Genomic DNA, 20,162 nt, shown 5'->3' on the forward strand with positions numbered 1-20,162 from the left:
GCGCGAATTGAGTTGATATGGCCGACTACTACCCGCTGATAGCCCGTGCCATTGCCGGATTGGACCCCAACGCTCCCGGGGAAAGCCGGCGTGCGCTTTACGAGCGGGCGCGGGCGGCCTTGATCGCACAGTTGCGCAGCGTCCAGCCGCCGCTGAGCGAATCCGAGATCACGCGCGAGCGGCTGTCGCTCGAGGAAGCCGTGCGCAAGGTTGAGGCGGAAGCGGCCCAGCGCGCCCGCGAGGCACAGCGGGCGTCCAGCGGCGCGGCCCGCCCAGGTGATGCGCTCCGGCGGGCCGGTGCGCGCAATTCGGATGCTCCGGCCACCCCCGCGGCTCAGCCCGCTCCGACTCCAGACCAGGCCGCCACGACCGCCTCGCGGCCACGACCGGCGGCCCCGGCCGCTGCCCGGGCCGAGCGGCCGCCGCTCGGCGGCGAGACGGCCGAGCCGCGTCCGGCGCGCAATCCGCGACCGGAAGCGCCGCCGGCTGCCGCTGGCGCACCGGCTGTGCCGCCGCGGCCCCAGCCGCCTCAAACGCCTCCACAGGATGGGGCGGCGCCTCCAGTGCGCGAACGTCCGGCGGCCGCCCGCCGCGGTGCTCAGGACAACGGCAATCCGGCAACGCCGCCCGCCATGCGCGGCTTCCGCGACATCACCGCTGATGTCGACGATCTCGGCAAGGCCACTGCCCAGGCCAACCGTGCGGCGCGCAAAACCTACGCCAACGTTCCGACCACCGATCTCGATCGGCTCGAGGGCGACGACGATGACCGGCCGCCGCTGCCCGAGGCGCCATACTCCTATGACGAGTCGGTCCAGGAGGCCGAGCGCTACGCGCTGCCTGCCACCTCGACCCGCCAGCGCGGCGCCGCGCCGGATCGCGAGGGCAAGAAGAAGTCGGAGCGCAGCGGCTCGACCTTTCCGTTCAAGGCCGCCATCGCCGCAGGGATCGTGCTGATCCTGATCGGCGCCGGAATTCTGTGGGGCCGGCCGCTGGTTGGGATGGTCAATGGCCTGTTCAAATCTTCCTCGACGGTCGAGGCGCCCAAGGACACCGGCACGCCGCTGAGCAAGCCGAAGATCACCGACCGTGTCGGGCAGTCGCCGTCCTCGGACCAGATCGCGCCGGTCGCGCAACGCGTCGTGCTCTATGACGAGGATCCAGCCGATCCGAAGGGCAAGCAATATATCGGCTCGGTGGTCTGGCGCACCGAGCAGATCAAGGCGACGGGGACGCAGAAGGCCGACATCGCCGTGCGCGCCGACATCGAGATTCCCGATCGCAAGTTCAAGATGACGATGTCGTTCCGCCGCAACACCGACACGTCGCTGCCGGCGAGCCACACCGCGGAACTGACCTTCATCCTGCCGCAGGATTTCTCTGGCGGCGGCGTCGGCAACGTGCCGGGGATCCTGATGAAATCCAACGAGCAGGCGCGCGGGACGCCGCTGGCCGGCCTCGCAGTGAAGGTCACCGACGGCTTCTTCCTGGTCGGCCTGTCCAATGTCGACGCCGACCGGACCCGCAACGTGCAGCTCCTGAAGGAGCGCTCCTGGTTCGACGTTCCGCTGGTCTACAGCAATCAGCGCCGGGCCATCATCGCGATCGAGAAGGGCGCGCCGGGCGAGCGCGCCTTCAACGACGCCTTCGCGCTGTGGGGTGACTGAGCAGTCCGCACGCGCCTCGCGCGTTGGGCGAATCGGCGAGGCAGGAGATTGGGCATGAAGCGATATCTCATCTTCGTTGCCGTGGGCCCGGCGCTGGGCGGTTTCGCGCTGCTTCTGGTCACGACCTACATGTCCGGCTATTGGACCAACACCAATCCCGGCGAAGTGGCCAAGCTGTTCAAGGTCTTTGTCACCTCGCTGCAATACAGCTACCTGTTCGGTTTCCTGCCGGCACTGATGATGTGCGCGATCGACGACATCCTGTTCCACGTCAGGCGCATCGGGCCGACCTTGCGGATGCTGCTGGTGGGCGGCATCGCCTTCCTGCTCGCCGGCTTCAACTACGCTTCGCACGGCTCCGAATACGGTGCCCTGCAATGGGTCCTTTACGGACTGGTCGGCTTCATTCCCGCGACGGTGTCGTCGTGGCTGGTGCACAAATTCGTCGACGAAACCCCGCCCGAAGCGCCGGCGGCTCAGCCCAGCGAGCACAGCGCGTGACGGCGTGACGCAACTTGCGCCCTGCTGCCGCGTTTCTATGTGATGGGTATGCAAGAGCAGATGACCCCCTCGCCCCGCCGCGCCTCCGGACGCGCCTCGCAGGCACGCTTCAACGCCAATGAGGCGCGCGGACCGATCATCGACCAGGACGGACGTGAGATCCCGCAGGGATCCTTCCAGTCCTCGTTCAATGGCGCCTTCGTCGGCCCGGGCGGCGTGCGCTTCGATTTCAGCACCTCCAATCCATTCGGCAATCTGACCCGTGAGCAGCGCATCGCGCGGCTGGAGGCGGTGGCGAAGCTGCTCGACGTCGCCTTCGTCCTGCCCGGCACCAACATCCGCTATGGCATCGACGGCATCATCGGCCTGATCCCCGTGGTCGGTGACCTCATCGCGACCGCGCTGTCGCTGTGGCTGGTGCGCGAGGCCCGTGCGCTGGGCGCGCCCTGGCACGTCATCACCCGGATGCTCGGCAATGTCGCGGTCGAGGGGGTGATCGGCATGGTGCCGGTGGCGGGCGACGCCTTCGACGTGCTGTTCCGCGCCAATATGCGCAACGCCAAGATCCTGCGGCGGTGGCTCGATACCCAGCCGCGTTGACGCGCCGCGAGACCGGGCCAAAAGCCGCACAAACCGACCCCTATAAAAAAACTGCCCCGCACAAGGCGGGGCAGGGTGTTGGAGAATGGTCTGGCAGCCGTCAGGCTGCATCGGCGTCCGGCGCCTTGTCGACCACCCGGCGCGGCAGCGGGAACGCCTCGCTCTCATACAGGGTGCGGATGCCGTTCTGGTCGAACCGGGCTTCCTCGACCTGCAGGTAGGCGCCATTCAGCGAATCCGCAGGCAACTCCTCCATGGCAAAGCGCACGGCTTCAGCCGCGGTGCCGAACCGCCGATAGGCAAACCCCGCCCGCTTCTTCTTGCGGATGGCGGCGGGAAACAGTTCGGCAGAGGTGTTGAAGTTGAACGGACGCAGTGGACGCATGGTCTGAGACCTCTTCTTGTCGGCTGGAAGCGCTGACGCGAGCTTTCAAAACATTCAGCTTGGCGATGACGCCAGCGATTGCGGGGGTGGAGGGCGGGATTTGCCGCTCCAGGCGGCCCGGCCCTGCATAGTCAGTTACGACCCCTAATATAGGCCGATTTGGCAGAAATGCGAATCCTGCACGCTCACATCGTAAATCCGGCCTGGTTCGGACCGCGCTGAAATATCCTCTTTTTTCAATAGTTTAATCGATCTGCAACTTGTGAATGCAGGAGAGCCCGATCTGCACGGCTAAAATCTCACCCCTGGTGGCCGGTTTTGGCCGCCCACGCCTCGCCGGCCGCCAGCCCAGCGGCCCCATTACCGTCCGTAACGGAACCGGGGCCGATGGTGACGTCAGCGCGGCTTCAACTTCAGGGCCGCGGAGTTGATGCAATAGCGCAGGCCGGTCGGCCCCGGACCGTCGGGAAAGACATGGCCGAGATGGCCCGAGCATTTCGAGCACAGCACCTCGGTGCGGACCATGCCGTGGGTATAGTCGGTTTCCTCGTCGATGTGGCTCTCCGTCGCCGGCTGGGTGAAGCTCGGCCAGCCGCAGCCGGAGTCGAATTTGGCGTCGGACTCGAACAGGGTCTGGCCGCAGCCGGCACACACATAGGTCCCGGCGCGATGCTCATGCTCGTATTCGCCCGAGAACGGGCGCTCGGTCGCCTTCTCGCGCAGCACGGCGTACTGCATCGGCGTCAGCTCCTCGCGCCATTCCGCCTCGCTCTTGATGACCTTGTCGTCGGTCCTGGTGTCGCTCATCTCTTTTCCTCCGGCGGACCTAGACTCGTCCGCCCCTGTCATTGCGCTGATCGGCCACCGTCGCGGCCTCAAAGTCGTGGCGACAGGTCGTCGCCTCAGTTCGTCGCTTTGGCCTCGCCGACCAGCGTCGGCTTCTCGATGTAGTTCTCCGCGAAGATCTTCTTCAGGTTCTCGATCTTCGGCAGGTCGTTATAGGCAATATAGGGCTGGCTCGGGTGCAGCGTCAGATAGTCCTGATGATAGGCCTCGGCCGGATAGAACGCCTCGAGCTTGCCGATCTTGGTGACGATCGGCTTGCCGAACACCTTGGCCTTGTCGAGCTGGGCGACATAGGACTCCGCGACCTTCCTCTGCGCCTCCGAGGTGGTGAAGATCGCCGAGCGATATTGCGGGCCTGAGTCCGGGCCCTGGCGGTTCAACTGGGTCGGATCGTGCACGACCGAAAAGAAGATCTGCAGGATCTTGCCGTAGGAGATCTTCTTCGGGTCGTATTTGATCTGGACCGATTCCGCATGGCCCGTCGTGCCGCTCGACACCGTGCGGTAATCGGCCGTGGCCTTGGTGCCGCCGGCATAGCCGGACACCGCGCTGACCACGCCCGCCGTGTGCTGGTAGACGCCCTGGACGCCCCAGAAGCAGCCGCCGGCGACCACGGCGGTTTCCAGCCCGTCGGAGGCCGGCTGATCCTGGGCCGGCGGCGGGATCACGACGGCCACCTCGGCGGCGTGCAGCGGCTGCCAGGCCAGGATGCCGGCCGCCATGGCACCGAGCGCGGCTGTCTTGACGAAAAGGGAGCGGGTGAGGCGCATCTTTGGATCCTCGCTAGGGGGGCTTGTCGTCTCGCCAGCCGGAAACACTGGCCCGGTCCGGCCTCTGCTGCAAGATACGTCGGTGCTCGGCCGGCGTTACGGGGGACGCGACACGACTGCGTGAACGGCCGGGGTGGCGCGAGGCGTGCACAATTGCGCGCTGGGCGCCGGGAACGACACTGTGAGTTGTGGCGGGAGCGTTCCAGACATGGCGATTTGTTCTCGCGGCTCGAATGGCCCGAGGGATACCGGTTCATTGGCCCTCCGGAAGCGGAGGGCGCAGGGAAGGCCGGACCTCGGCTGAGGCCCGTGGCCCGCCTGCTCAAAAAAATGCAGGCGGCAGGTACCACAGGTGCAGCCAGACAGATCCGGCCTTCCCCGCGCGATGGTGTTAACGCTTATACGTGCTCTCCTCGGGGACCGGCTGTCTTGCCCCCGTCGCCGGCGGATCATCACCACCAGCTTGGCCTCAGCGTCGGGAGGCCAGGACCACACGCTTTCGCCGTCCGCGCCATGTCGTTCGTCCGCAGGCGCTTCGCCCGCCGCAACATGTCGCGTCCATCGCATTTCGCTGCCAACGTCCGTGACGATCGCGATACGTCCCCTGCCGTGCAACGAAACGCGGGCATCATAAGCCTGATTTGGGCAAACCGCGAAACGATTTATGTTTTTCAGAAGACCTTGACAGCTTCTGTCGTCGTTTGCCGATTTGCCCGACGGGCCATCTAGTCCGCAAGCTCACGATGACATCACACTTCGTCGATCTTCGAACCATGATGTGGTTCAGGTCTCGTGGTCGTGATGCCCGCGCGGCGGAGACGCCGCGAATATTTCGTTCTCTCTGCGGTCAATACAGAGGCGGACGCGTCTCGATCGTCAGACCCCTGACCAGACATCGAGTGCGCGTTCTCCGCATCTTGAGAACCTGGAGAACAATCATGACATCCTGGAAATCAAAGGCGGCAGCGGTGCTGCTGTCGATGGCGACTGCCGCGCCGGCATCGGCGCAGGGCTGGTTCTACGGCGAGCAGGAGCCGGGGGCGTTTCAGGCGATGTATCCCGATCGCGACGTGCTCAACGGCGGCGCACTGACGCCGGCGGGACGAATGGGCCTGGTGCGCGCCTCAGGCGCGGCGCCCGCGTTTCCGCCGTCCGCTCATCTCCGCCCGTATGATCGGCTGCCGCAGCGGCGATGACGGGTCGCCTGGAAGGCGTCCTACGATCTGCTGCCCGGACAGCGGCTGCAGCGCTACGTCTGAGAGATGGGCGCGATCACGAACGGCCGTCACCTCGCGCGGTCGTGATTGGGATGCCGCTTTCGCCTGCCTACATCATCGCCTGCGCGAATTGGTGCGCAACAGGGAAGACCAATCATGATCGCATTCAGGAGCCTGGCGGCAGCTCTGCTGATGTCGCCACTGGCGGCCACCGCGGCGTCGGCCCAATTCTCCGAGCCGGCGGCCTATGCGGCCATGCATCCCGACCGCGATGTGCTCAATGGCGGCGCGCTGACGCCGGCGGCGCAGGCGGAGCTGGCTCGCCGTGGCCCGCCGGCCTTTCCGAATGCAAATGCAGCGATGCCGCCAGCCGATCCCGTGAGGGCGCATCGGCGTCATCGGCGCTGAGCGCGTCGCCTCAGCTCGCGTGCTCCTCGCGCTCGTGGATGACGCTGGCGCGGCCGACGATGAGATCGTCGACCTGCCCGATGCGCGAGGCGTCCTTGCCGGCATAGGGCAGGGAGTGCAGCACGCAGCGCATCGCGTTCAGCCGCGCGCGCTTCTTGTCGTCCGACTTGATCACGGTCCACGGGCAGTCGGCAGTGTCGGTGGAGAAGAACATCGCCTCCTTGGCGCGGGTGTAGTCATCCCATTTGTCGAGCGAGGCGGTGTCGATCGGCGACAGCTTCCACTGCTTGAGCGGATGCGCCTCGCGCTCCTTGAAGCGGCGGCGCTGCTCCTCGCGGCTGACCGAGAACCAGAACTTGATGAGATGCATGCCGCTGCGCACGAGATTGCGCTCGAACTCCGGCACCTGGCGCAGGAACTCGTCATATTCGGCCTGCGAGCAGAAGCCCATCACGCGCTCGACCCCGGCGCGGTTGTACCATGAGCGATCGAACAGCACGATCTCGCCCGCGGTCGGCAGGTGCTCGACATAGCGCTGAAAATACCATTGGCCGCGCTCGACGTCGCTCGGCTTGTCCAGCGCGACGACGCGGGCGCCGCGCGGATTGAGATGCTCCATGAAGCGCTTGATGGTGCCGCCCTTGCCGGCGGCATCGCGGCCCTCGAACAGCAGCACCAGGCGCTGCCGCGCATCCTTCATCCAGTTCTGCAGCTTGAGCAGCTCGGTCTGCAGGATGAATTTCTGTTCCTCATAGTCCTTGCGGTACATGCGGAATTTGTAGGGGTAGCCGCCCTGGCGCCAGTTGTCGGCGAGCTCGTCGGAGGTGTGACGCTTGTCGGGCTTGGCCTTGCCCTCGATCAGCGCCTTCATCAGCTTGGCATCGTCGGGCGCGGCACCATCCAGCATCGCCTTGACCGGCGCAGAGTTGGCGTCCAGGGCCGGCGGTCCGTTGAGCACGGTCTCGAACGCCGACAGCCCGGTGATCTGCGCGGCCTGCATCTGTTCGTCGACCAGCGACTGCGCGATCGGATCGAGCCTGGCGGCGGACTGCCGGCGCGCGACGCGCGCGGTGGCGGCTGCGCGCTTCATGCGTTGGCCGTTGGAGGCCTTGCCCTTCGTGGTCCTGGACTTTGCCATGCGATCCCGCCGCCTGCTGCCGGATTAACAGAGATGTGAATCGATCTCTATCCGCCAAGGACCCTGCGTCAGGTTGACGTGGATCAACCGGCCGCAGGCGGGTACCAGCGAGGCGGACGAAATCGCCTCGCGCGGTAAAGCCGGCGTTACACCACGATCGACAGCCGCTTCGCGGCCCGTGTGATTCCGGTGTAGAGCCAGCGGGCGCGGCTCTCCTGGAAGGCAAAGCTCTCGTCGAACAGCACCACGTCGTCCCATTGCGAGCCCTGCGACTTGTGCACGGTCAGCACGTAGCCGTAGTCGAACTCGTCATAAGGCTTGCGCTGCTCCCACGGGATGTCCTCGATGCCGCCGCCGAAGCATTCGCCGCGCACCGAGACTTTCGTTACCTTGCGTCCGAGATCCTCGTCGGGCGCGACCCGCATCGTCACGATCTTGGATTTCGAGGTCGCGCGCGACTTCACCCGCCATAGCCCGCCATTGAACAGGCCCTTCTTGCGGTTGTTGCGCAGGCAGACCAGCTTGTCGCCGGCGACGGGGAGGGCGTCCTCGATGTCGAGGCGCTGCCGAAAGCGGTTGTTGTAGGCGCGGCGGGTGGCGTTGCGGCCGACCAGCACCTGGTCGGCCTCCATCACGCGCGACGGATCGAGCTCGCGGCGCTCCACCACCTCGCTCTCGCCGTAGCGGCCGATGTCGAGCGTGTTGCCCTCGCGCACGTCCATCGACATCCGCACGATCGGATCGTCCTTGGCCTGGCGATGCACCTCGGTGAGCATCACGTCGGGCTCGCTCTCGGTGAAGAAGCCGCCGCCCTTGACCGGCGGCAGCTGCGCGGGATCGCCGAGCACCAGCAACGGGCAGTCGAAGGACAGGAGATCACGGCCGAGATCGGCGTCGACCATCGAGCATTCGTCGATGATGATCAGCTTGGCCTTGGACGCCGGCGCGTCGTCCCACAATTCGAAGTTCGGCTGCTCCTCGCCGCTCTCCTGCGCGCGATAGATCAGCGAGTGGATGGTGGAGGCATTGTCGCAGCCCTTGCTGCGCATCACCAGCGCCGCCTTGCCGGTGAAGGCCGCGAACTTGACCTCGCCGTCGACGTCTTCGGCGATGTGGCGGGCCAGCGTGGTCTTGCCGGTTCCGGCATAGCCGAACAGCCGGAACACCTGCGGCGTGCCGTTCTTGCCCGGCTTGGCCTTCAGCCAGTCGCCGACGGCCTTGAGCGCGGAATCCTGATGCGGGGAGAAGGTGGTCATGGCTCACGAGGATGGAGCCGCGCGGCGACTCGGGGACATTCCGTGAACCTAAGGGCTGGCGGGGAGAGATCAAGCGCTCGATGTGAATGGGTCCACGCCTCCCCCGCTTGCGGGGGAGGTCGCATCGCATCGGAAGATGCGATGCGGGTGGGGGAACGCTCCGGCGGGACTGCCCGTGTGGCGCCCCCACCCCAGCCCTCCCCCGCAAGCGGGGGAGGGGGCGCAGCGTGCCTGCGGCGATCGCTCGTTCCCCTCCAGAAGAAGCCTACTGCCAGCCCGGGACGCCGCGCATGTCCGGCAGATGGTGCGCGATGCCCTTGTGGCAGTCGATGCAGGTCTTCTCGCCGGTGAAGAGGAAGCGCTGGTGCGCTTCGACGGCGCGCGGCGACTGCTTGGTGATGTCCATCGACTGCGCGCTGTGGCAGTTGCGGCATTCGAGCGAATCATTGGCCTTGAAGCGCGCCCATTCGTGCAAGGCCAGCTCCAGCCTGCGGTCGGTGAACTTCTCGCGGGTGTTGATCGAGCCGAACAGATGGCCCCAGACCTCCTTGGAGGCCTGCATCTTGCGCGCGATCTTGTCGGTCCAGTTGTGCGGCACATGGCAGTCCGGGCAACTGGCGCGCACGCCGGAGCGGTTGGAGAAGTGGACGGTCGACTTCAGCTCGGCGAACACGTTGTCGCGCATCTCGTGACAGCCGGTGCAGAATTTTTCGGTGTTGGTGATCTCCAGCGCGGTGTTGAAGCCGCCCCAGAAGATGACGCCGGCGAGGAAGCCCGCCAGCACCAGCACGCCGAGCCCGAACACGGAGCTCGGCTTCAGCAGCACGTCGATGAGGTCGAGAATGAACTGCCAGGCGCGGCGGACAAGGCCGAGCCGCTTCTCGGGGACGGGCGCTTTGGCGCCCTCCGGGATGTCGGCGCTGCTCATCGCTTGCCACCCGGCCTGTCGTGCGCCAGCAGCGTGTCGATGTCGACGAAGTCGTTGCTGACCGGCGGGTTGGCGACGCTCTGCGGCACATGACATTGGGTGCAGAAGAAGCGGCGCGGTGACACCGAGGCCAGGAACTGGCCGTCGCGATCCATGAAGTGCGTGATCGACAGCATCGGCGCCTTCGACTCCGCGGTGCGCGCCCGGGCGTGGCAGGACAGGCATTTGTTGCCCTGCATGTCGACCTGATAGCCGTCGATGGCATGCGGGATCACCGGCGGCTGCTCCGGATAGTTGCGCACCTCCCTCTCGGCGGTGTTCTTCATCGGCTGCATCGGCGGCGCCGGGCCTTCGTCGTTGAGCGGCGCGGGACCGCGCAGGGAGGACGAGACGCTCTGGGCGAGCAGGGCGCTCGATCCGGCCGCAACGCTGGCCGCGATCAGCATGACAGCAATTTTTCTCATCATGATCGTCACACCCGCTCGATGCGCACGGCGCATTTCTTGTAGTCGGTCTGCAGCGAGATCGGATCGGTGGCGTCGAGCGTCACCTTGTTGATCAGCTTCGACTCGTCGAACCACGGCACGAACACGAGCCCGCGCGGCGGCTTGTCGCGACCGCGGGTCTCGACGCGGGCGCGGATGAAGCCGCGCCGCGAGGCGACCTTGACCTCGTCGCCGCGCCTCAAGCTGGCCGCCTCGGCGTCGTCCGGATGCATGAAGCAGACGGCATCGGGGAACGCCTTGTAGAGCTCGGGCACGCGGCGCGTCATGGTGCCGGAATGCCAGTGCTCGACCACGCGCCCCGTCGAGAGCCAGAACGGGTAGTCCTTGTCGGGCGATTCCGCCGGCGGCTCGTAGGGCAGGGCGAAGATGCGCGCCTTGCCGTCGGCGAAGCCGTAGAACTGCACGCCGGTGCCGGCCTTCACATAGGGGTCGGAGCCTTCGCGGAAGCGCCAGCGCGTCTCCTTGCCATCGACCACGGGCCAGCGCAGGCCGCGCTCTTTGTGATAGGCCTCGAACGGCGCCAGGTCGTGGCCATGGCCGCGGCCGAACGAGGCGTATTCCTCGAAAAGACCTTTGTGGACGTAGAAGCCGAACGCCTTGGATTCGTCATTGGCGTAGCCCGGCTCGATCTGGTCGAGCGGAAACTTGTCGACCTGGCCGTTCTTGTAGAGCACGTCGAACAGCGTCTTGCCGCGCACGTCCGGCTTCTTGGCGATCAGCTCCTCGGGCCAGACCTCCTCGATCTTGAAGCGCTTGGAGAACTCCATCAGCTGCCAGAGGTCGGAGCGCGCCTCGCCCGGCGCGGAGACGAGCTGATGCCAGAACTGGGTGCGGCGCTCGGCATTGCCATAGGCGCCTTCCTTTTCCACCCACATCGCGGTCGGCAGGATGAGGTCCGCGGCGAGCGCGGTCACCGACGGATAGGCGTCGGAGACGACGATGAAATTGTCGGGATTGCGGAAGCCCGGATAGGTTTCCTCGTTGGCGTTGGGGCCGGCCTGCAGATTGTTGTTGACCTGGACCCAATAGGCGTTGAGCAGGCCGTCCTTCAGCATCCGGCTCTGCAGCACGGCGTGGTAGCCGGGCTTGTCGGGGATCGTGCCTTCCGGCAACTGCCAGATGTGCTCGGCCTTGGTGCGGTGCTCCTTATTGGTGACGACCATGTCGGCCGGCAGGCGGTGCGAGAAGGTTCCGACCTCGCGCGCGGTGCCGCAGGCCGAAGGCTGGCCGGTCAGGGAGAACGGGCTGTTGCCGGCCTCGGCGATCTTTCCCGTCAGAAGATGGATGTTGTAGACGAGGTTGTTGCACCAGACGCCGCGGGTGTGCTGGTTGAAGCCCATGGTCCAGAACGAGACCACCTTGGTCTTCGGATCGGCATAGAGCTCGGCCAGCGCCTCGAGCCGGTTGAGCGGCACGCCGGACATCTCGGCGGCCTTCTCCAGCGTGTAGTCGGAGACGAACTTGGCGTATTCGTCGAACGAGATGTCGGTGGCGTCATTGGCCTTGGTGCGGCCGGTCGCCGCCTTCTCCAGTGGATGCTCGGGCCGCAGGCCGTAGCCGATGTCGGTCTGGCCCTTCTTGAACACGGTATGCGCCTGGACGAACTCCTTGTTGACGCGGCCGGACTTGATGATGTGGTTGGCGATCGCGTTGAGGATGTAGAGATCGGTCTGCGGCTTGAACACCATGCCGATGTCGGCGAGGTCGAACGAGCGGTGCTCGAAGGTCGAGAGCACTGCGACCTTGACATGCGGCGCCGACAGCCGCCGATCGGTGACGCGGCTCCATAGGATCGGATGCATCTCCGCCATGTTGGAGCCCCACAGCACGAACGCGTCGGTGGCCTCGATGTCGTCGTAGCAGCCGGGCGGCTCGTCGATGCCGAAGGTGCGCATCATGCCGGCGACGGCCGAGGCCATGCAGTGCCGCGCATTCGGATCGATGTTGTTGGAGCGGAAGCCGGCCTTGAACAGCTTCGAGGCCGCATAGCCTTCCCAGATCGTCCACTGTCCGGAGCCGAACATGCCGACGCCGGAAGGCCCGCGCTTCTTCAGCGCCTCCTTGTACTTCGCGGCCATGACGTCGAAGGCTTCGTCCCAGGAGACGGGGGTGAACTCGCCGTTCTTGTCGTACTTGCCGTTCGTCTTGCGCAGCATCGGATGCGTCAGGCGATCATGGCCGTACATGATCTTCGAGAGAAAGTAGCCCTTGACGCAGTTCAGGCCGCGATTGACCTCGGCCTTGATGTCGCCATGGGTGGCGACGACCCGGTTGTCCTTGGTCGCGACCATCACGCTGCAGCCGGTGCCGCAGAAGCGGCAGGCGGCCTTGTCCCATTTCAACTCGGAGGCTTCGCGCTCGGTGACGAGGTTTGCCGCGAGCGAGGCGCTCGGCATGCCGGCGGCGGCCGCGGCAATCGCGGCGGCCTCCAGCTTCAGCATCTGGCGGCGATCGATCTTCATGTCGGTCATTGGAGTCTCGTGTGATTAGCCGGCGTCGATGGCGTGGAAGACGAGGCAGGCGGAGTGCACGTGCGGCAGCAGTCCGATCCGGTTCATGGTGGCGCCGAGCGCGCCGGCATCGGGCGCATCGACGACCACGATCAGCTTGCCGCGCTCGTCGCGGCCGTGGATCTCGCAGCCGGACAGCGCGAGGATGTCGGCTTCGACGCGATCGAGCTGCTCGGGGCGGGTCTGCACGATGATGCTGGCGATCTCGCCCTTGGCCGGCGCGACGACGGGATCGGCGGTGAGGACACGGCCGGTGATCAGCGCGCGGCGGTCGAGGGAGGTGCGGTGGGAGAGCATAGGCGTGGTCGTTCCAATCAATGCGCAGCAGGCGGGCCGGGCGGCCCGACCATCATCTGGTAGACCCACACCGTGAGCCCGTAGGAGCCGACGGTGGCGACCGCGAGCGCGGGCATCAGCACGGCGGTGAGAAACAGGAAGGCAAAAATTTCCATGCGTCTGCGACGCGCATGCGCGTTCGCATCGCTGCCAACGAGCGACATGAGAGAATTCTCTGCTAGGGGAGGTTCAGGAGGGATTGCGGCATCCGGGCCGCGCCTAATCTTATGTTTAAGAAAGCTCCGGAAACCGGCGTTGACCTGGATCAAGCGGGCGGAACCTCGCGCACACCGGCGCACCGCCAGAGCGGAGTCGCGCCGGTCCCACCGAGATCTTGGTTGATGGGCCGTGAAAACGCGTGATCGCATCTTTGCTTGCGAGAAATTCTCGCTGCTTTGCGTGGGGGCCTCGATACGATCATCCCCTCTGGTCGTGAGCCGAGAGGACCGGCATCACTATTTTCCAGGGGTGCTCGACACGCGTTTCGCCCGCCACCATCATCCTGTGCATCGCATCAACGTAGATGCACAAGGGTGATCGGAGAGGGCAATGAAGCGGCGTGATTTTCTGAAACTGTCGTTGGCATCGGCTGCGGTGATGGCCTCTGCGACGCCGCTGCGCGCCGAGGACAAGCCGAAGGAGATCCGGATCGGCACCCAGAAGGGCGGCTTCTTCCCGGCCGTGAAGGCGCGCCGCACCATCGAGGACACGTTCAAGCCTGTCGGCATCGACATCGTCTGGGTCGACTTCCAGTTCGGTCCGCCGCTGCTGGAGGCCATCAATGTCGGCAGCGTCGATTTCGGCTATGTCGGCGACGCGCCGCCGATCTTCGCGCAGGCCGCCAGTGCCAAGATCCGCTACGCGGCGGCCGTCAAGCAGAACGGCAGCAGCCAGGCGATCATCGTGCCCAAGGACTCGCCGATCAAGTCGCTCGCCGATCTCAAGGGTAAGCGCGTCGCCTTCGGCAAGGGCTCGAGCGCGCACAATCTCCTGGTTGCCGCGCTGGAGAAGGCGGGCCTGTCCTGGACCGACATCACGCCGGCGCCGCTCGCGCCCGCCGATGCCACCGCCGCCTTCGTCAAGGGCTCGGTCGACGCCTGGTCGATTTGGGATCCGTATCTCGCGCTCGCCGAGCTCAAGGAGAATGCGCGGGTGATCGCGTGGGACAAGGACGTGCACAAGCCGAACTCGTTCTACATCGTCGGCTCCGACTTCGTCGAAAAGTACCCGGCCGTGGTGGCCAGGCTGAACGCCGCCTTCGCCGCGGAGGGCGTGTGGGCCAACAGCCATCACGAGGAGGTCGCCAAGGCCCAGGCCGAGGCCACCGGCGTCGATCTTGAGGCGGTCAAGCGCTTCGTCGACCGCTCGGTCTATAGCGTCGTGCCGATCGACGACGAGGTCATCAAGAGCCAGCAGGCCGTCGCCGACCGCTTCGCCCGGGTTGGGCTCATCCCGAAACAAGTCAACGTCGCCGACATCGTCTGGAAGTGGATGCCGTCCACCTGACGCTCGCCTGCGACACGATCCGAAAGAGAACGACATGAGCAATGCTTCGAAGCCCAATGTGCTGTGGTTCCTGCCGACCCATGGCGACGGCCGCTATCTCGGCACCTCGCAAGGCGGCCGCGAGGTCAACTTCAACTATCTGCGCCAGGTCGCGCAGGCCGCCGACCAGCTCGGCTATTTCGGCGTGCTGATCCCGACGGGGCGCAGCTGCGAGGATTCCTGGATCGTGGCGTCGGCCGTGGCGCCTTTCACCGAGAAGCTGCGCTATCTCGTCGCGGTGCGTCCGGGTCTGCAATCGCCGGCCGTGGCCGCGCGCATGACTGCGACGCTGGACCGCGTCACCAACGGACGCCTGCTGGTCAACGTCGTCACCGGCGGCGATCCGGTCGAAAACAAGGGCGACGGCGTCTTCCTGTCGCATGAGGAGCGCTACGAGGTCACCCGCGAGTTTCTCACCGTCTACAACGCGCTGCTCGAAGGCGAAGCCGTCAACTTCGCCGGCAAGCACATCAAGGTCGAGGATGGCCGGCTGCTGTTCCCACCGGTGCAGTCGCCACGCCCGCCGCTGTTCTTCGGTGGCTCGTCGGATGCCGGCATCGACGTCGCCGTCGATACGGTCGAGAAGTATCTTACCTGGGGCGAGCCGCCGGCAGATGTCGCGGCGAAGATCGCCAAGGTGAGAGCCGTCGGCGACAGCCGTGGCCGCAAGCTGTCGTTCGGCATCCGCCTGCACGTGATCGTGCGCGAGACCAACGCGGAGGCGTGGGCGGCCGCCGACGACCTCATCAAGCACGTCACCGACGACACCATCGCCTCGGCACAGAAGATTTTTGCGCGGATGGATTCGGTCGGCCAGCAGCGCATGTCGCAGCTCCACGGCGGCCGGCGCGACAAGCTCGAGATCAGCCCGAACCTGTGGGCCGGCGTCGGCCTCGTCCGCGGCGGCGCCGGGACCGCGCTGGTCGGCGATCCCGACACGGTCGCGGCTCGCATCCGCGAGTATCAGGATCTCGGCATCGATACCTTCATCCTCTCCGGCTACCCGCATCTCGAGGAAGCCTATCGCTTCGCCGAGCTGGTGTTTCCCAAGCTTGGGCTGAACGTGTCGGAGCAGGCCGGCAACGTGACCAAACTGCGCACCAACACCGGCCCATTCGGTGAGACCATCGCCAACGAGCATCGTCCGTTGCAGAGAGCCTCGCAGTCATGAGCCTGATCGAAAGCCTTCCCAAGGTCCGCAAGCTCGCGGTGCCGAGCGCGGATGCGCTGATCCCCTGGCTGGTGCCGCTCGCGATCATCCTGATCTGGCAGGCGGCCTCTCTCGCCGGCCTGGTGTCGCCGCGGGTGCTGCCGGCGCCGAGCGACGTCGCGCGCGCCGGGTGGAAGCTGCTGTGGTCGGGTGAGCTCGGCCGCAACATCTGGGTCAGCTTCTGGCGCGCCTCGATCGGCTTTTTGATCGGCGGCAGCATCGGCTTCGCCTTCGGGCTCGCCAACGGCCTGTCGCAGCTGTCGGCGAAGCTTACCGACACCACCTTGCAAATGGTGCGCAACGTGCCACATCTGGCGCTGATCCCGCTGGTCATCCTGTGGTTCGGCATCGACGAGAGCGCAAAACTGTTCCTGGTGGCCCTCGGCGTGTTCTTCCCCGTCTACCTCAACACGCTGCACGGGATTCGCACCGTCGATCCGCAACTCATTGAAATGGGCCGCGTCTACGGCATGACCGACGGCGAGCTGTTTCGCCGCGTGATCTTCCCCGGCGCGCTGCCGTCGATCTTCGTCGGCCTGCGCTTCGCGCTCGGCATCATGTGGCTCACCTTGATTGTCGCCGAGACGATCGCGGCCTCTTCGGGCCTCGGCTACATGGCGATGCAGGCGCGCGAGTTCATGCAGATCGACGTCGTCGTGCTCTCCATCCTGATCTACGCCCTGCTGGGCAAGGTCGCCGACAGCGCTTCGCGGGTGCTGGAACGGATGACGCTGTCCTGGCATCCGGCCTTCAGCAAACATTGAGGTTCGCAAATGCAGCAAGCGCTCCGAATTCCCGTGTCCGGCACCGAGGCGATCGACGGCACTGACGTGATCGGGCAGGCTGAGGCCTTCCGCCGCGCGAGGAAGCCAGGCGTGACCCCGGCCAAACCCGAGACCGAGACGCGCGGCTTGCCGCTGGTGATCCGCGGCCTTCGCAAGGCGTTCGGCGACAACGAGGTGCTGCGCGGCATCGATCTCGAGATTCCGGCCGGTCAGTTCGTCGCGATCGTCGGTCAGAGTGGCTGCGGCAAGAGCACGCTGCTCCGCCTGATCGCAGGTCTGGACAAACCGACGTCGGGCAGCATCAGCTTCGGTGAAGCAGCGGCGCGGCCCGAGGACGTCCGCGTCATGTTCCAGGAACCGCGGCTGCTGCCGTGGGCGCGGGTGCTCGGCAATGTCGAGGTCGGCCTCGGCCGCGAGCGCAAGGCCGCCGGCGCGCATGAGCGCGCGCGGCAGGCGCTGGAGGAAGTCGGTCTCGCCGACAAGCGCGACCAATGGCCGGCGGTGCTGTCCGGCGGCCAGAAGCAGCGCGTCGCTCTGGCGCGCGCGCTCGTCAGCGGTCCGCGCCTGCTGGCGTTCGACGAGCCGCTCGGCGCCCTCGATGCGTTGACGCGGATCGCGATGCAGCGGCTGCTGGAGCGGGTCTGGGCCGATCAAACCTTCACCGCAATCCTGGTCACCCATGACGTGGCGGAAGCCGTGGCCCTGGCCGACCGGGTTCTGGTCATCGAGAATGGCCGGATCGCCGAGGACATCAGGGTCGATCTGCCGCGCCCGCGCCAGCGCGGCTCTGCGGAGCTTGCGGCGCTGGAAGGCTCGATCCTGGGCCAGTTGCTCGGACCGGGCACGACGGGTTAGGAGATGATATCGCAATGAACTCCATCGTCCGCCTCATGCCCGACGTCACCGCGCTTCAGCCCGATTTCCGCTCCGCGATGCGCCAACTGGTCGGGGGCGTGAGCGTGATCACCGTGGGGCGGGGCGATGAGGTCACCGGCATGACGGTGAGTTCGCTGTCATCGCTCTCGATCGAGCCGGCGTCCGTGATCGTGAGCCTCAATCGGAACGCCTCGTCCTGGCCGATCCTGCAGCGGGAGCGTGTTTTCGGCGCCAATCTGCTCGCCGCGGACCAGATCGGCGTGGCCGAGCGGTTCTCGGGTAAAGGCGGTCTCAGAGGCGCCGAGCGGTTTGCCGGCGCCGAGTGGCGCAAGCACGTGACCGGCGTGCCGCTCCTGGTCGGGGCGCTCGCCGCGCTGGACTGCGAGGTCGAGGAGATCATCGAGCGGCATTCCCATGGCATCGTGATCGGCCGCGTGGTGCATGTCGAGGTGGCGCCGCAAGCGGCAGCCCTGGCGTATTGGCATGGCGGCTATGTGCACGTCGACCGCGACGCGGACATCGCCCGACTTGGCCCCCTCGGCGGGGCCGATCCGCAGGACGTGCCGTAGGGGGTGAGCGGCGGTTGGTCGCAGGGTGGCGTCCCGAAGCTGAACGCCGTAAAAGCACCGCGGCCTTGAGGCGGTGTTTGCGGCGGAGCTGATGAAACGGATCGGAACCTGGGCGCTCTACGTGATCGGCACCGTCGCGATCCTTTATCTCGCGCTCTATGCCTATGCCGTGCTGACGCAACGCGAGTTCACGCCCGGCGATCCCATTCACATTTTCCGCAATCCTGAGGCGCCGAACTATTCGTGAGGTGGTGCCCGGCGACGACGCGCCGGCGTGTTCTCGCGAACCCACGGATCCGGGGACTGCTGACAGTCCTGTAGCTGCATCCAATCGTCGGTCAGAAACTGCACGCGGCAGCGGCGCCACACTTTGATGCGCCCGCCATCCGGCGACGTCTCGGCATCGGACAACGAGAGGGTGGGCGGCCGCCAGCGATAGCTGCGTTCATTGTCCCAGCCGTCGCAGCCCTCCCTGCCACAGGCGATCGTTCGCGAGATCAGCTTGCCCTTGCCTGCGAAGCACCAGCTCCGGGCGCCCCATTCCTGACCCGACGACGGATTGACGAGCGGTGCGTGCGACGTCTGCTCCCAGCAGCCGGACAGCACGCCGCGCGTTGCGGCATCAGCCGGCGAAACGGCAAGCGGCGCGCCGAGGGCCAGCGCGCCGCCGAGAACGATCCGGATGGGCAGATTATACGGCGCTCGGCACGCGCGGCGTGTCGCCGGAGCCTGGCGGCGGGATCGGCACGCCGCCGTCGGCATATTCGTTGAGCTTGTTGCGCAACGTGCGGATCGAGATGCCCAAGATATTGGCCGCATGTGTCCGGTTGCCCAGGCAGTGCTTCAGGGTCTCCAGGATCAGGTCACGTTCGACATCGGCGACCGTGCGGCCGACCAAAGCGCGTGTGACCTGTTCCGCGGCCATCGTAGCATGCGCGACGGCAGGCTGGGTCTTGCCGATGTCGAGACGGGTGCCGTCCGGCGTGAGGATGGCATCCGGCCCGATCTCGTCGCCCTGCGCCATCAGCACCGCGCGATGCATCGTGTTCTCCAGCTCGCGCACGTTCCCCGGCCAGCGATTGGTGGTGAGGATGCGCTTGGCTTCCGCCGAGATCGGCCGCAGCGGCACGGCATTGGCATCGGAGTATTTGCGCGCGAAATGCTGCGCCAGCTCGAGAATGTCGGCGGGGCGCTCGCGCAGCGGCGGGATCTTCAGGTTGACGACGTTGAGGCGGAACAGCAGGTCCTCGCGGAACGTGCCCTCGCGAACGGCGTCGGCAAGGTTGCGATTGGAGGTCGCGATGATGCGGATATCGACCGGCACCGGGCGGGTGCCGCCGACGCGGTCGATCACGCGCTCCTGGATCGCGCGCAGCAGCTTGGACTGCAGCCGCACGTCCATTTCCGAGATTTCGTCGAGCAGCAGGGTGCCGCCATTGGCCTCCTCGAACTTGCCGATGCGGCGGGCGACCGCGCCGGTGAAGGCGCCCTTCTCGTGGCCGAACAGCTCGGATTCCAGCAGATGCTCCGGGATCGCGGCGCAGTTGATCGAGATGAAGGGACGCTTGGCGCGGGCCGAGCGGGTGTGGACGTAGCGCGCCAGCACCTCCTTGCCGGTGCCGGACTCGCCTGTGATCATCACCGAGGCGTCGGAGCCGGCGATCTGCTGGGCGAGCTTGATCACCTTGGCCATCGCCTCGTCGCGATAGACGAGGTCGCGCGAATCGTTGGCGACGGCGGCGAGCACCGCCGCGATCAGCTCGGGATCCGGCGGCAGCGGAATGTATTCCTTGGCGCCGGCATGGATGGCGGCGACCGCGGCGCGTGCATCGCTGGTGATGCCGCAGGCGACGATCGGCACGTGGATGTGCTCGGCGTCGAGCCGCATCACCAGGTCGCGGATGTCGAGCGCGACGTCGACCAGCAGCAGGTCGGCACCCTTGCCGCCGCGCAGCACGCGCATCACCTGCTCGTTGTCCTCGGCATGGGTGACGGTGGCGCCGTTCTCCATGGCGATCTTGGTGGCCGTCGTCAACTGGCCCTTCAGCGTTCCGACGATGAGAAGCCGCATGTTGGTCTCCTATTCGGTCGCGCCGCTCTCGATCGGCA

At 66.2% G+C, this 20,162-nt stretch carries 23 protein-coding genes; 11 read left to right on the forward strand and 12 right to left on the reverse strand.

What is annotated here, in order from left to right; genetic code table 11:
• The first annotated feature begins 17 nt into the window (after nt 1-17).
• From QX039_RS20545 to QX039_RS20555, 3 genes are read left to right on the forward strand one after another with little or no spacing between them, the layout of a single operon-like run.
• The gene (locus tag QX039_RS20545) at nt 18-1,667 is read left to right on the forward strand and encodes a hypothetical protein (protein ID WP_315733908.1); all 1,650 of its coding nucleotides are present in this window, start codon (nt 18-20) and stop codon (nt 1,665-1,667) included.
• A 54-nt stretch (nt 1,668-1,721) separates the two neighbouring features.
• On the forward strand, nt 1,722-2,168 hold the full coding sequence (locus QX039_RS20550; RefSeq protein WP_315733906.1) for a DUF5413 family protein: 447 nt from the start codon (nt 1,722-1,724) through the stop codon (nt 2,166-2,168).
• Between the two features lie 48 nt (nt 2,169-2,216).
• A complete protein-coding gene (locus QX039_RS20555) occupies nt 2,217-2,768 on the forward strand; it encodes a DUF4112 domain-containing protein (RefSeq protein ID WP_409997726.1) in 552 nt (183 codons plus the stop codon).
• A gap of 100 nt (nt 2,769-2,868) precedes the next feature.
• Here QX039_RS20555 and QX039_RS20560 read toward each other — a convergent pair whose 3' ends face one another.
• The 3 genes from QX039_RS20560 to msrA form a co-directional block, all read right to left on the reverse strand.
• A complete protein-coding gene (locus QX039_RS20560; RefSeq protein ID WP_315733902.1) occupies nt 2,869-3,153 on the reverse strand; it encodes a hypothetical protein in 285 nt (94 codons plus the stop codon).
• A 396-nt stretch (nt 3,154-3,549) separates the two neighbouring features.
• Nucleotides 3,550-3,960 carry a peptide-methionine (R)-S-oxide reductase MsrB gene (gene msrB, locus QX039_RS20565; protein WP_315733900.1) on the reverse strand — a complete coding sequence of 137 codons (411 nt, stop codon included), beginning with the start codon at nt 3,958-3,960 and terminating at the stop codon, nt 3,550-3,552.
• Between the two features lie 95 nt (nt 3,961-4,055).
• The gene (gene msrA, locus QX039_RS20570; protein ID WP_409998860.1) at nt 4,056-4,769 is read right to left on the reverse strand and encodes a peptide-methionine (S)-S-oxide reductase MsrA; all 714 of its coding nucleotides are present in this window, start codon (nt 4,767-4,769) and stop codon (nt 4,056-4,058) included.
• A gap of 938 nt (nt 4,770-5,707) precedes the next feature.
• On the opposite strand from msrA, the gene QX039_RS20575 reads away from it, so the two are divergent.
• Both QX039_RS20575 and QX039_RS20580 read left to right on the forward strand, forming a co-directional pair.
• Nucleotides 5,708-5,965, forward strand: coding sequence for a hypothetical protein (locus QX039_RS20575; RefSeq protein ID WP_315733898.1), 258 nt, complete (start codon nt 5,708-5,710; stop codon nt 5,963-5,965).
• Nucleotides 5,966-6,142: 177 nt separating this feature from the next.
• Entirely contained in the window at nt 6,143-6,394 is a 252-nt protein-coding gene (locus QX039_RS20580) for a hypothetical protein (protein ID WP_315733896.1), read from the forward strand.
• A 10-nt stretch (nt 6,395-6,404) separates the two neighbouring features.
• Here QX039_RS20580 and ppk2 read toward each other — a convergent pair whose 3' ends face one another.
• From ppk2 to napE, 7 genes are all read right to left on the reverse strand, one after another.
• Nucleotides 6,405-7,532: a polyphosphate kinase 2 gene (gene ppk2 / locus QX039_RS20585; protein ID WP_315733894.1), complete on the reverse strand. Its 1,128-nt coding sequence runs from the start codon at nt 7,530-7,532 to the stop codon at nt 6,405-6,407.
• A gap of 146 nt (nt 7,533-7,678) precedes the next feature.
• Nucleotides 7,679-8,788, reverse strand: a complete 1,110-nt coding sequence (locus tag QX039_RS20590) for an ATP-dependent RecD-like DNA helicase (RefSeq protein WP_315733892.1) — start codon at nt 8,786-8,788, stop codon at nt 7,679-7,681.
• Nucleotides 8,789-9,053: 265 nt separating this feature from the next.
• Nucleotides 9,054-9,716: a NapC/NirT family cytochrome c gene (locus QX039_RS20595; RefSeq protein WP_315733889.1), complete on the reverse strand. Its 663-nt coding sequence runs from the start codon at nt 9,714-9,716 to the stop codon at nt 9,054-9,056.
• Nucleotides 9,713-10,183 carry a nitrate reductase cytochrome c-type subunit gene (locus QX039_RS20600; RefSeq protein WP_315771882.1) on the reverse strand — a complete coding sequence of 157 codons (471 nt, stop codon included), beginning with the start codon at nt 10,181-10,183 and terminating at the stop codon, nt 9,713-9,715. The genes QX039_RS20595 and QX039_RS20600 overlap by 4 nt, the downstream gene beginning before the upstream one ends.
• Before the next feature lie 5 nt (nt 10,184-10,188).
• Entirely contained in the window at nt 10,189-12,693 is a 2,505-nt protein-coding gene (napA, locus tag QX039_RS20605; protein ID WP_315771884.1) for a nitrate reductase catalytic subunit NapA, read from the reverse strand.
• A 15-nt stretch (nt 12,694-12,708) separates the two neighbouring features.
• Complete coding sequence (locus QX039_RS20610) at nt 12,709-13,029, reverse strand: chaperone NapD (RefSeq protein WP_315733883.1); 321 nt, start codon at nt 13,027-13,029, stop codon at nt 12,709-12,711.
• 17 nt (nt 13,030-13,046) lie between these two features.
• Nucleotides 13,047-13,232, reverse strand: a complete 186-nt coding sequence (napE, locus tag QX039_RS20615; protein ID WP_315733882.1) for a periplasmic nitrate reductase, NapE protein — start codon at nt 13,230-13,232, stop codon at nt 13,047-13,049.
• Nucleotides 13,233-13,617: 385 nt separating this feature from the next.
• On the opposite strand from napE, the gene QX039_RS20620 reads away from it, so the two are divergent.
• From QX039_RS20620 to QX039_RS20645, 6 genes are all read left to right on the forward strand, one after another.
• The gene (locus QX039_RS20620) at nt 13,618-14,574 is read left to right on the forward strand and encodes an aliphatic sulfonate ABC transporter substrate-binding protein (protein ID WP_315771886.1); all 957 of its coding nucleotides are present in this window, start codon (nt 13,618-13,620) and stop codon (nt 14,572-14,574) included.
• A gap of 34 nt (nt 14,575-14,608) precedes the next feature.
• Complete coding sequence (gene ssuD / locus QX039_RS20625) at nt 14,609-15,784, forward strand: FMNH2-dependent alkanesulfonate monooxygenase (RefSeq protein WP_315771888.1); 1,176 nt, start codon at nt 14,609-14,611, stop codon at nt 15,782-15,784.
• Nucleotides 15,781-16,587, forward strand: coding sequence for an ABC transporter permease subunit (locus tag QX039_RS20630; protein ID WP_315771890.1), 807 nt, complete (start codon nt 15,781-15,783; stop codon nt 16,585-16,587). Before ssuD ends, QX039_RS20630 begins: the two co-directional genes overlap by 4 nt.
• A 9-nt stretch (nt 16,588-16,596) precedes the next feature.
• The gene (locus QX039_RS20635; protein WP_315771893.1) at nt 16,597-17,463 is read left to right on the forward strand and encodes an ATP-binding cassette domain-containing protein; all 867 of its coding nucleotides are present in this window, start codon (nt 16,597-16,599) and stop codon (nt 17,461-17,463) included.
• A gap of 14 nt (nt 17,464-17,477) precedes the next feature.
• Entirely contained in the window at nt 17,478-18,053 is a 576-nt protein-coding gene (locus QX039_RS20640; protein WP_315733872.1) for a flavin reductase family protein, read from the forward strand.
• 91 nt (nt 18,054-18,144) lie between these two features.
• Nucleotides 18,145-18,300 carry a hypothetical protein gene (locus QX039_RS20645; RefSeq protein WP_315733870.1) on the forward strand — a complete coding sequence of 52 codons (156 nt, stop codon included), beginning with the start codon at nt 18,145-18,147 and terminating at the stop codon, nt 18,298-18,300.
• Here the strand turns inward: QX039_RS20645 and QX039_RS20650 are convergent.
• Complete coding sequence (locus QX039_RS20650) at nt 18,291-18,815, reverse strand: hypothetical protein (RefSeq protein WP_315733868.1); 525 nt, start codon at nt 18,813-18,815, stop codon at nt 18,291-18,293. The genes QX039_RS20645 and QX039_RS20650 overlap by 10 nt on opposite strands.
• Entirely contained in the window at nt 18,745-20,124 is a 1,380-nt protein-coding gene (locus QX039_RS20655; protein WP_315771895.1) for a sigma-54 dependent transcriptional regulator, read from the reverse strand. The genes QX039_RS20650 and QX039_RS20655 overlap by 71 nt, the downstream gene beginning before the upstream one ends.
• Nucleotides 20,125-20,162 lie beyond the last annotated feature (38 nt).

Source organism: Bradyrhizobium sp. SZCCHNR1043 (genome assembly GCF_032489675.1).
GTDB lineage: Bacteria > Pseudomonadota > Alphaproteobacteria > Rhizobiales > Xanthobacteraceae > Bradyrhizobium.

What these genes read in the sequence shown, in the direction of transcription:
- QX039_RS20545 (WP_315733908.1), top strand. Translation starts at nt 18, where the DNA reads ATGGCCGACTACTACCCGCTGATAGCCCGTGCCATTGCCGGATTGGAC.
- QX039_RS20550 (WP_315733906.1), top strand. Translation starts at nt 1,722, where the DNA reads ATGAAGCGATATCTCATCTTCGTTGCCGTGGGCCCGGCGCTGGGCGGT.
- QX039_RS20555 (WP_409997726.1), top strand. Translation starts at nt 2,217, where the DNA reads ATGCAAGAGCAGATGACCCCCTCGCCCCGCCGCGCCTCCGGACGCGCC.
- QX039_RS20560 (WP_315733902.1), bottom strand. Translation starts at nt 3,153, where the DNA reads ATGCGTCCACTGCGTCCGTTCAACTTCAACACCTCTGCCGAACTGTTT.
- msrB (WP_315733900.1), bottom strand. Translation starts at nt 3,960, where the DNA reads ATGAGCGACACCAGGACCGACGACAAGGTCATCAAGAGCGAGGCGGAA.
- msrA (WP_409998860.1), bottom strand. Translation starts at nt 4,769, where the DNA reads ATGCGCCTCACCCGCTCCCTTTTCGTCAAGACAGCCGCGCTCGGTGCC.
- QX039_RS20575 (WP_315733898.1), top strand. Translation starts at nt 5,708, where the DNA reads ATGACATCCTGGAAATCAAAGGCGGCAGCGGTGCTGCTGTCGATGGCG.
- QX039_RS20580 (WP_315733896.1), top strand. Translation starts at nt 6,143, where the DNA reads ATGATCGCATTCAGGAGCCTGGCGGCAGCTCTGCTGATGTCGCCACTG.
- ppk2 (WP_315733894.1), bottom strand. Translation starts at nt 7,532, where the DNA reads ATGGCAAAGTCCAGGACCACGAAGGGCAAGGCCTCCAACGGCCAACGC.
- QX039_RS20590 (WP_315733892.1), bottom strand. Translation starts at nt 8,788, where the DNA reads ATGACCACCTTCTCCCCGCATCAGGATTCCGCGCTCAAGGCCGTCGGC.
- QX039_RS20595 (WP_315733889.1), bottom strand. Translation starts at nt 9,716, where the DNA reads ATGAGCAGCGCCGACATCCCGGAGGGCGCCAAAGCGCCCGTCCCCGAG.
- QX039_RS20600 (WP_315771882.1), bottom strand. Translation starts at nt 10,183, where the DNA reads ATGATGAGAAAAATTGCTGTCATGCTGATCGCGGCCAGCGTTGCGGCC.
- napA (WP_315771884.1), bottom strand. Translation starts at nt 12,693, where the DNA reads ATGACCGACATGAAGATCGATCGCCGCCAGATGCTGAAGCTGGAGGCC.
- QX039_RS20610 (WP_315733883.1), bottom strand. Translation starts at nt 13,029, where the DNA reads ATGCTCTCCCACCGCACCTCCCTCGACCGCCGCGCGCTGATCACCGGC.
- napE (WP_315733882.1), bottom strand. Translation starts at nt 13,232, where the DNA reads ATGTCGCTCGTTGGCAGCGATGCGAACGCGCATGCGCGTCGCAGACGC.
- QX039_RS20620 (WP_315771886.1), top strand. Translation starts at nt 13,618, where the DNA reads ATGAAGCGGCGTGATTTTCTGAAACTGTCGTTGGCATCGGCTGCGGTG.
- ssuD (WP_315771888.1), top strand. Translation starts at nt 14,609, where the DNA reads ATGAGCAATGCTTCGAAGCCCAATGTGCTGTGGTTCCTGCCGACCCAT.
- QX039_RS20630 (WP_315771890.1), top strand. Translation starts at nt 15,781, where the DNA reads ATGAGCCTGATCGAAAGCCTTCCCAAGGTCCGCAAGCTCGCGGTGCCG.
- QX039_RS20635 (WP_315771893.1), top strand. Translation starts at nt 16,597, where the DNA reads ATGCAGCAAGCGCTCCGAATTCCCGTGTCCGGCACCGAGGCGATCGAC.
- QX039_RS20640 (WP_315733872.1), top strand. Translation starts at nt 17,478, where the DNA reads ATGAACTCCATCGTCCGCCTCATGCCCGACGTCACCGCGCTTCAGCCC.
- QX039_RS20645 (WP_315733870.1), top strand. Translation starts at nt 18,145, where the DNA reads ATGAAACGGATCGGAACCTGGGCGCTCTACGTGATCGGCACCGTCGCG.
- QX039_RS20650 (WP_315733868.1), bottom strand. Translation starts at nt 18,815, where the DNA reads ATGCCGACGGCGGCGTGCCGATCCCGCCGCCAGGCTCCGGCGACACGC.
- QX039_RS20655 (WP_315771895.1), bottom strand. Translation starts at nt 20,124, where the DNA reads ATGCGGCTTCTCATCGTCGGAACGCTGAAGGGCCAGTTGACGACGGCC.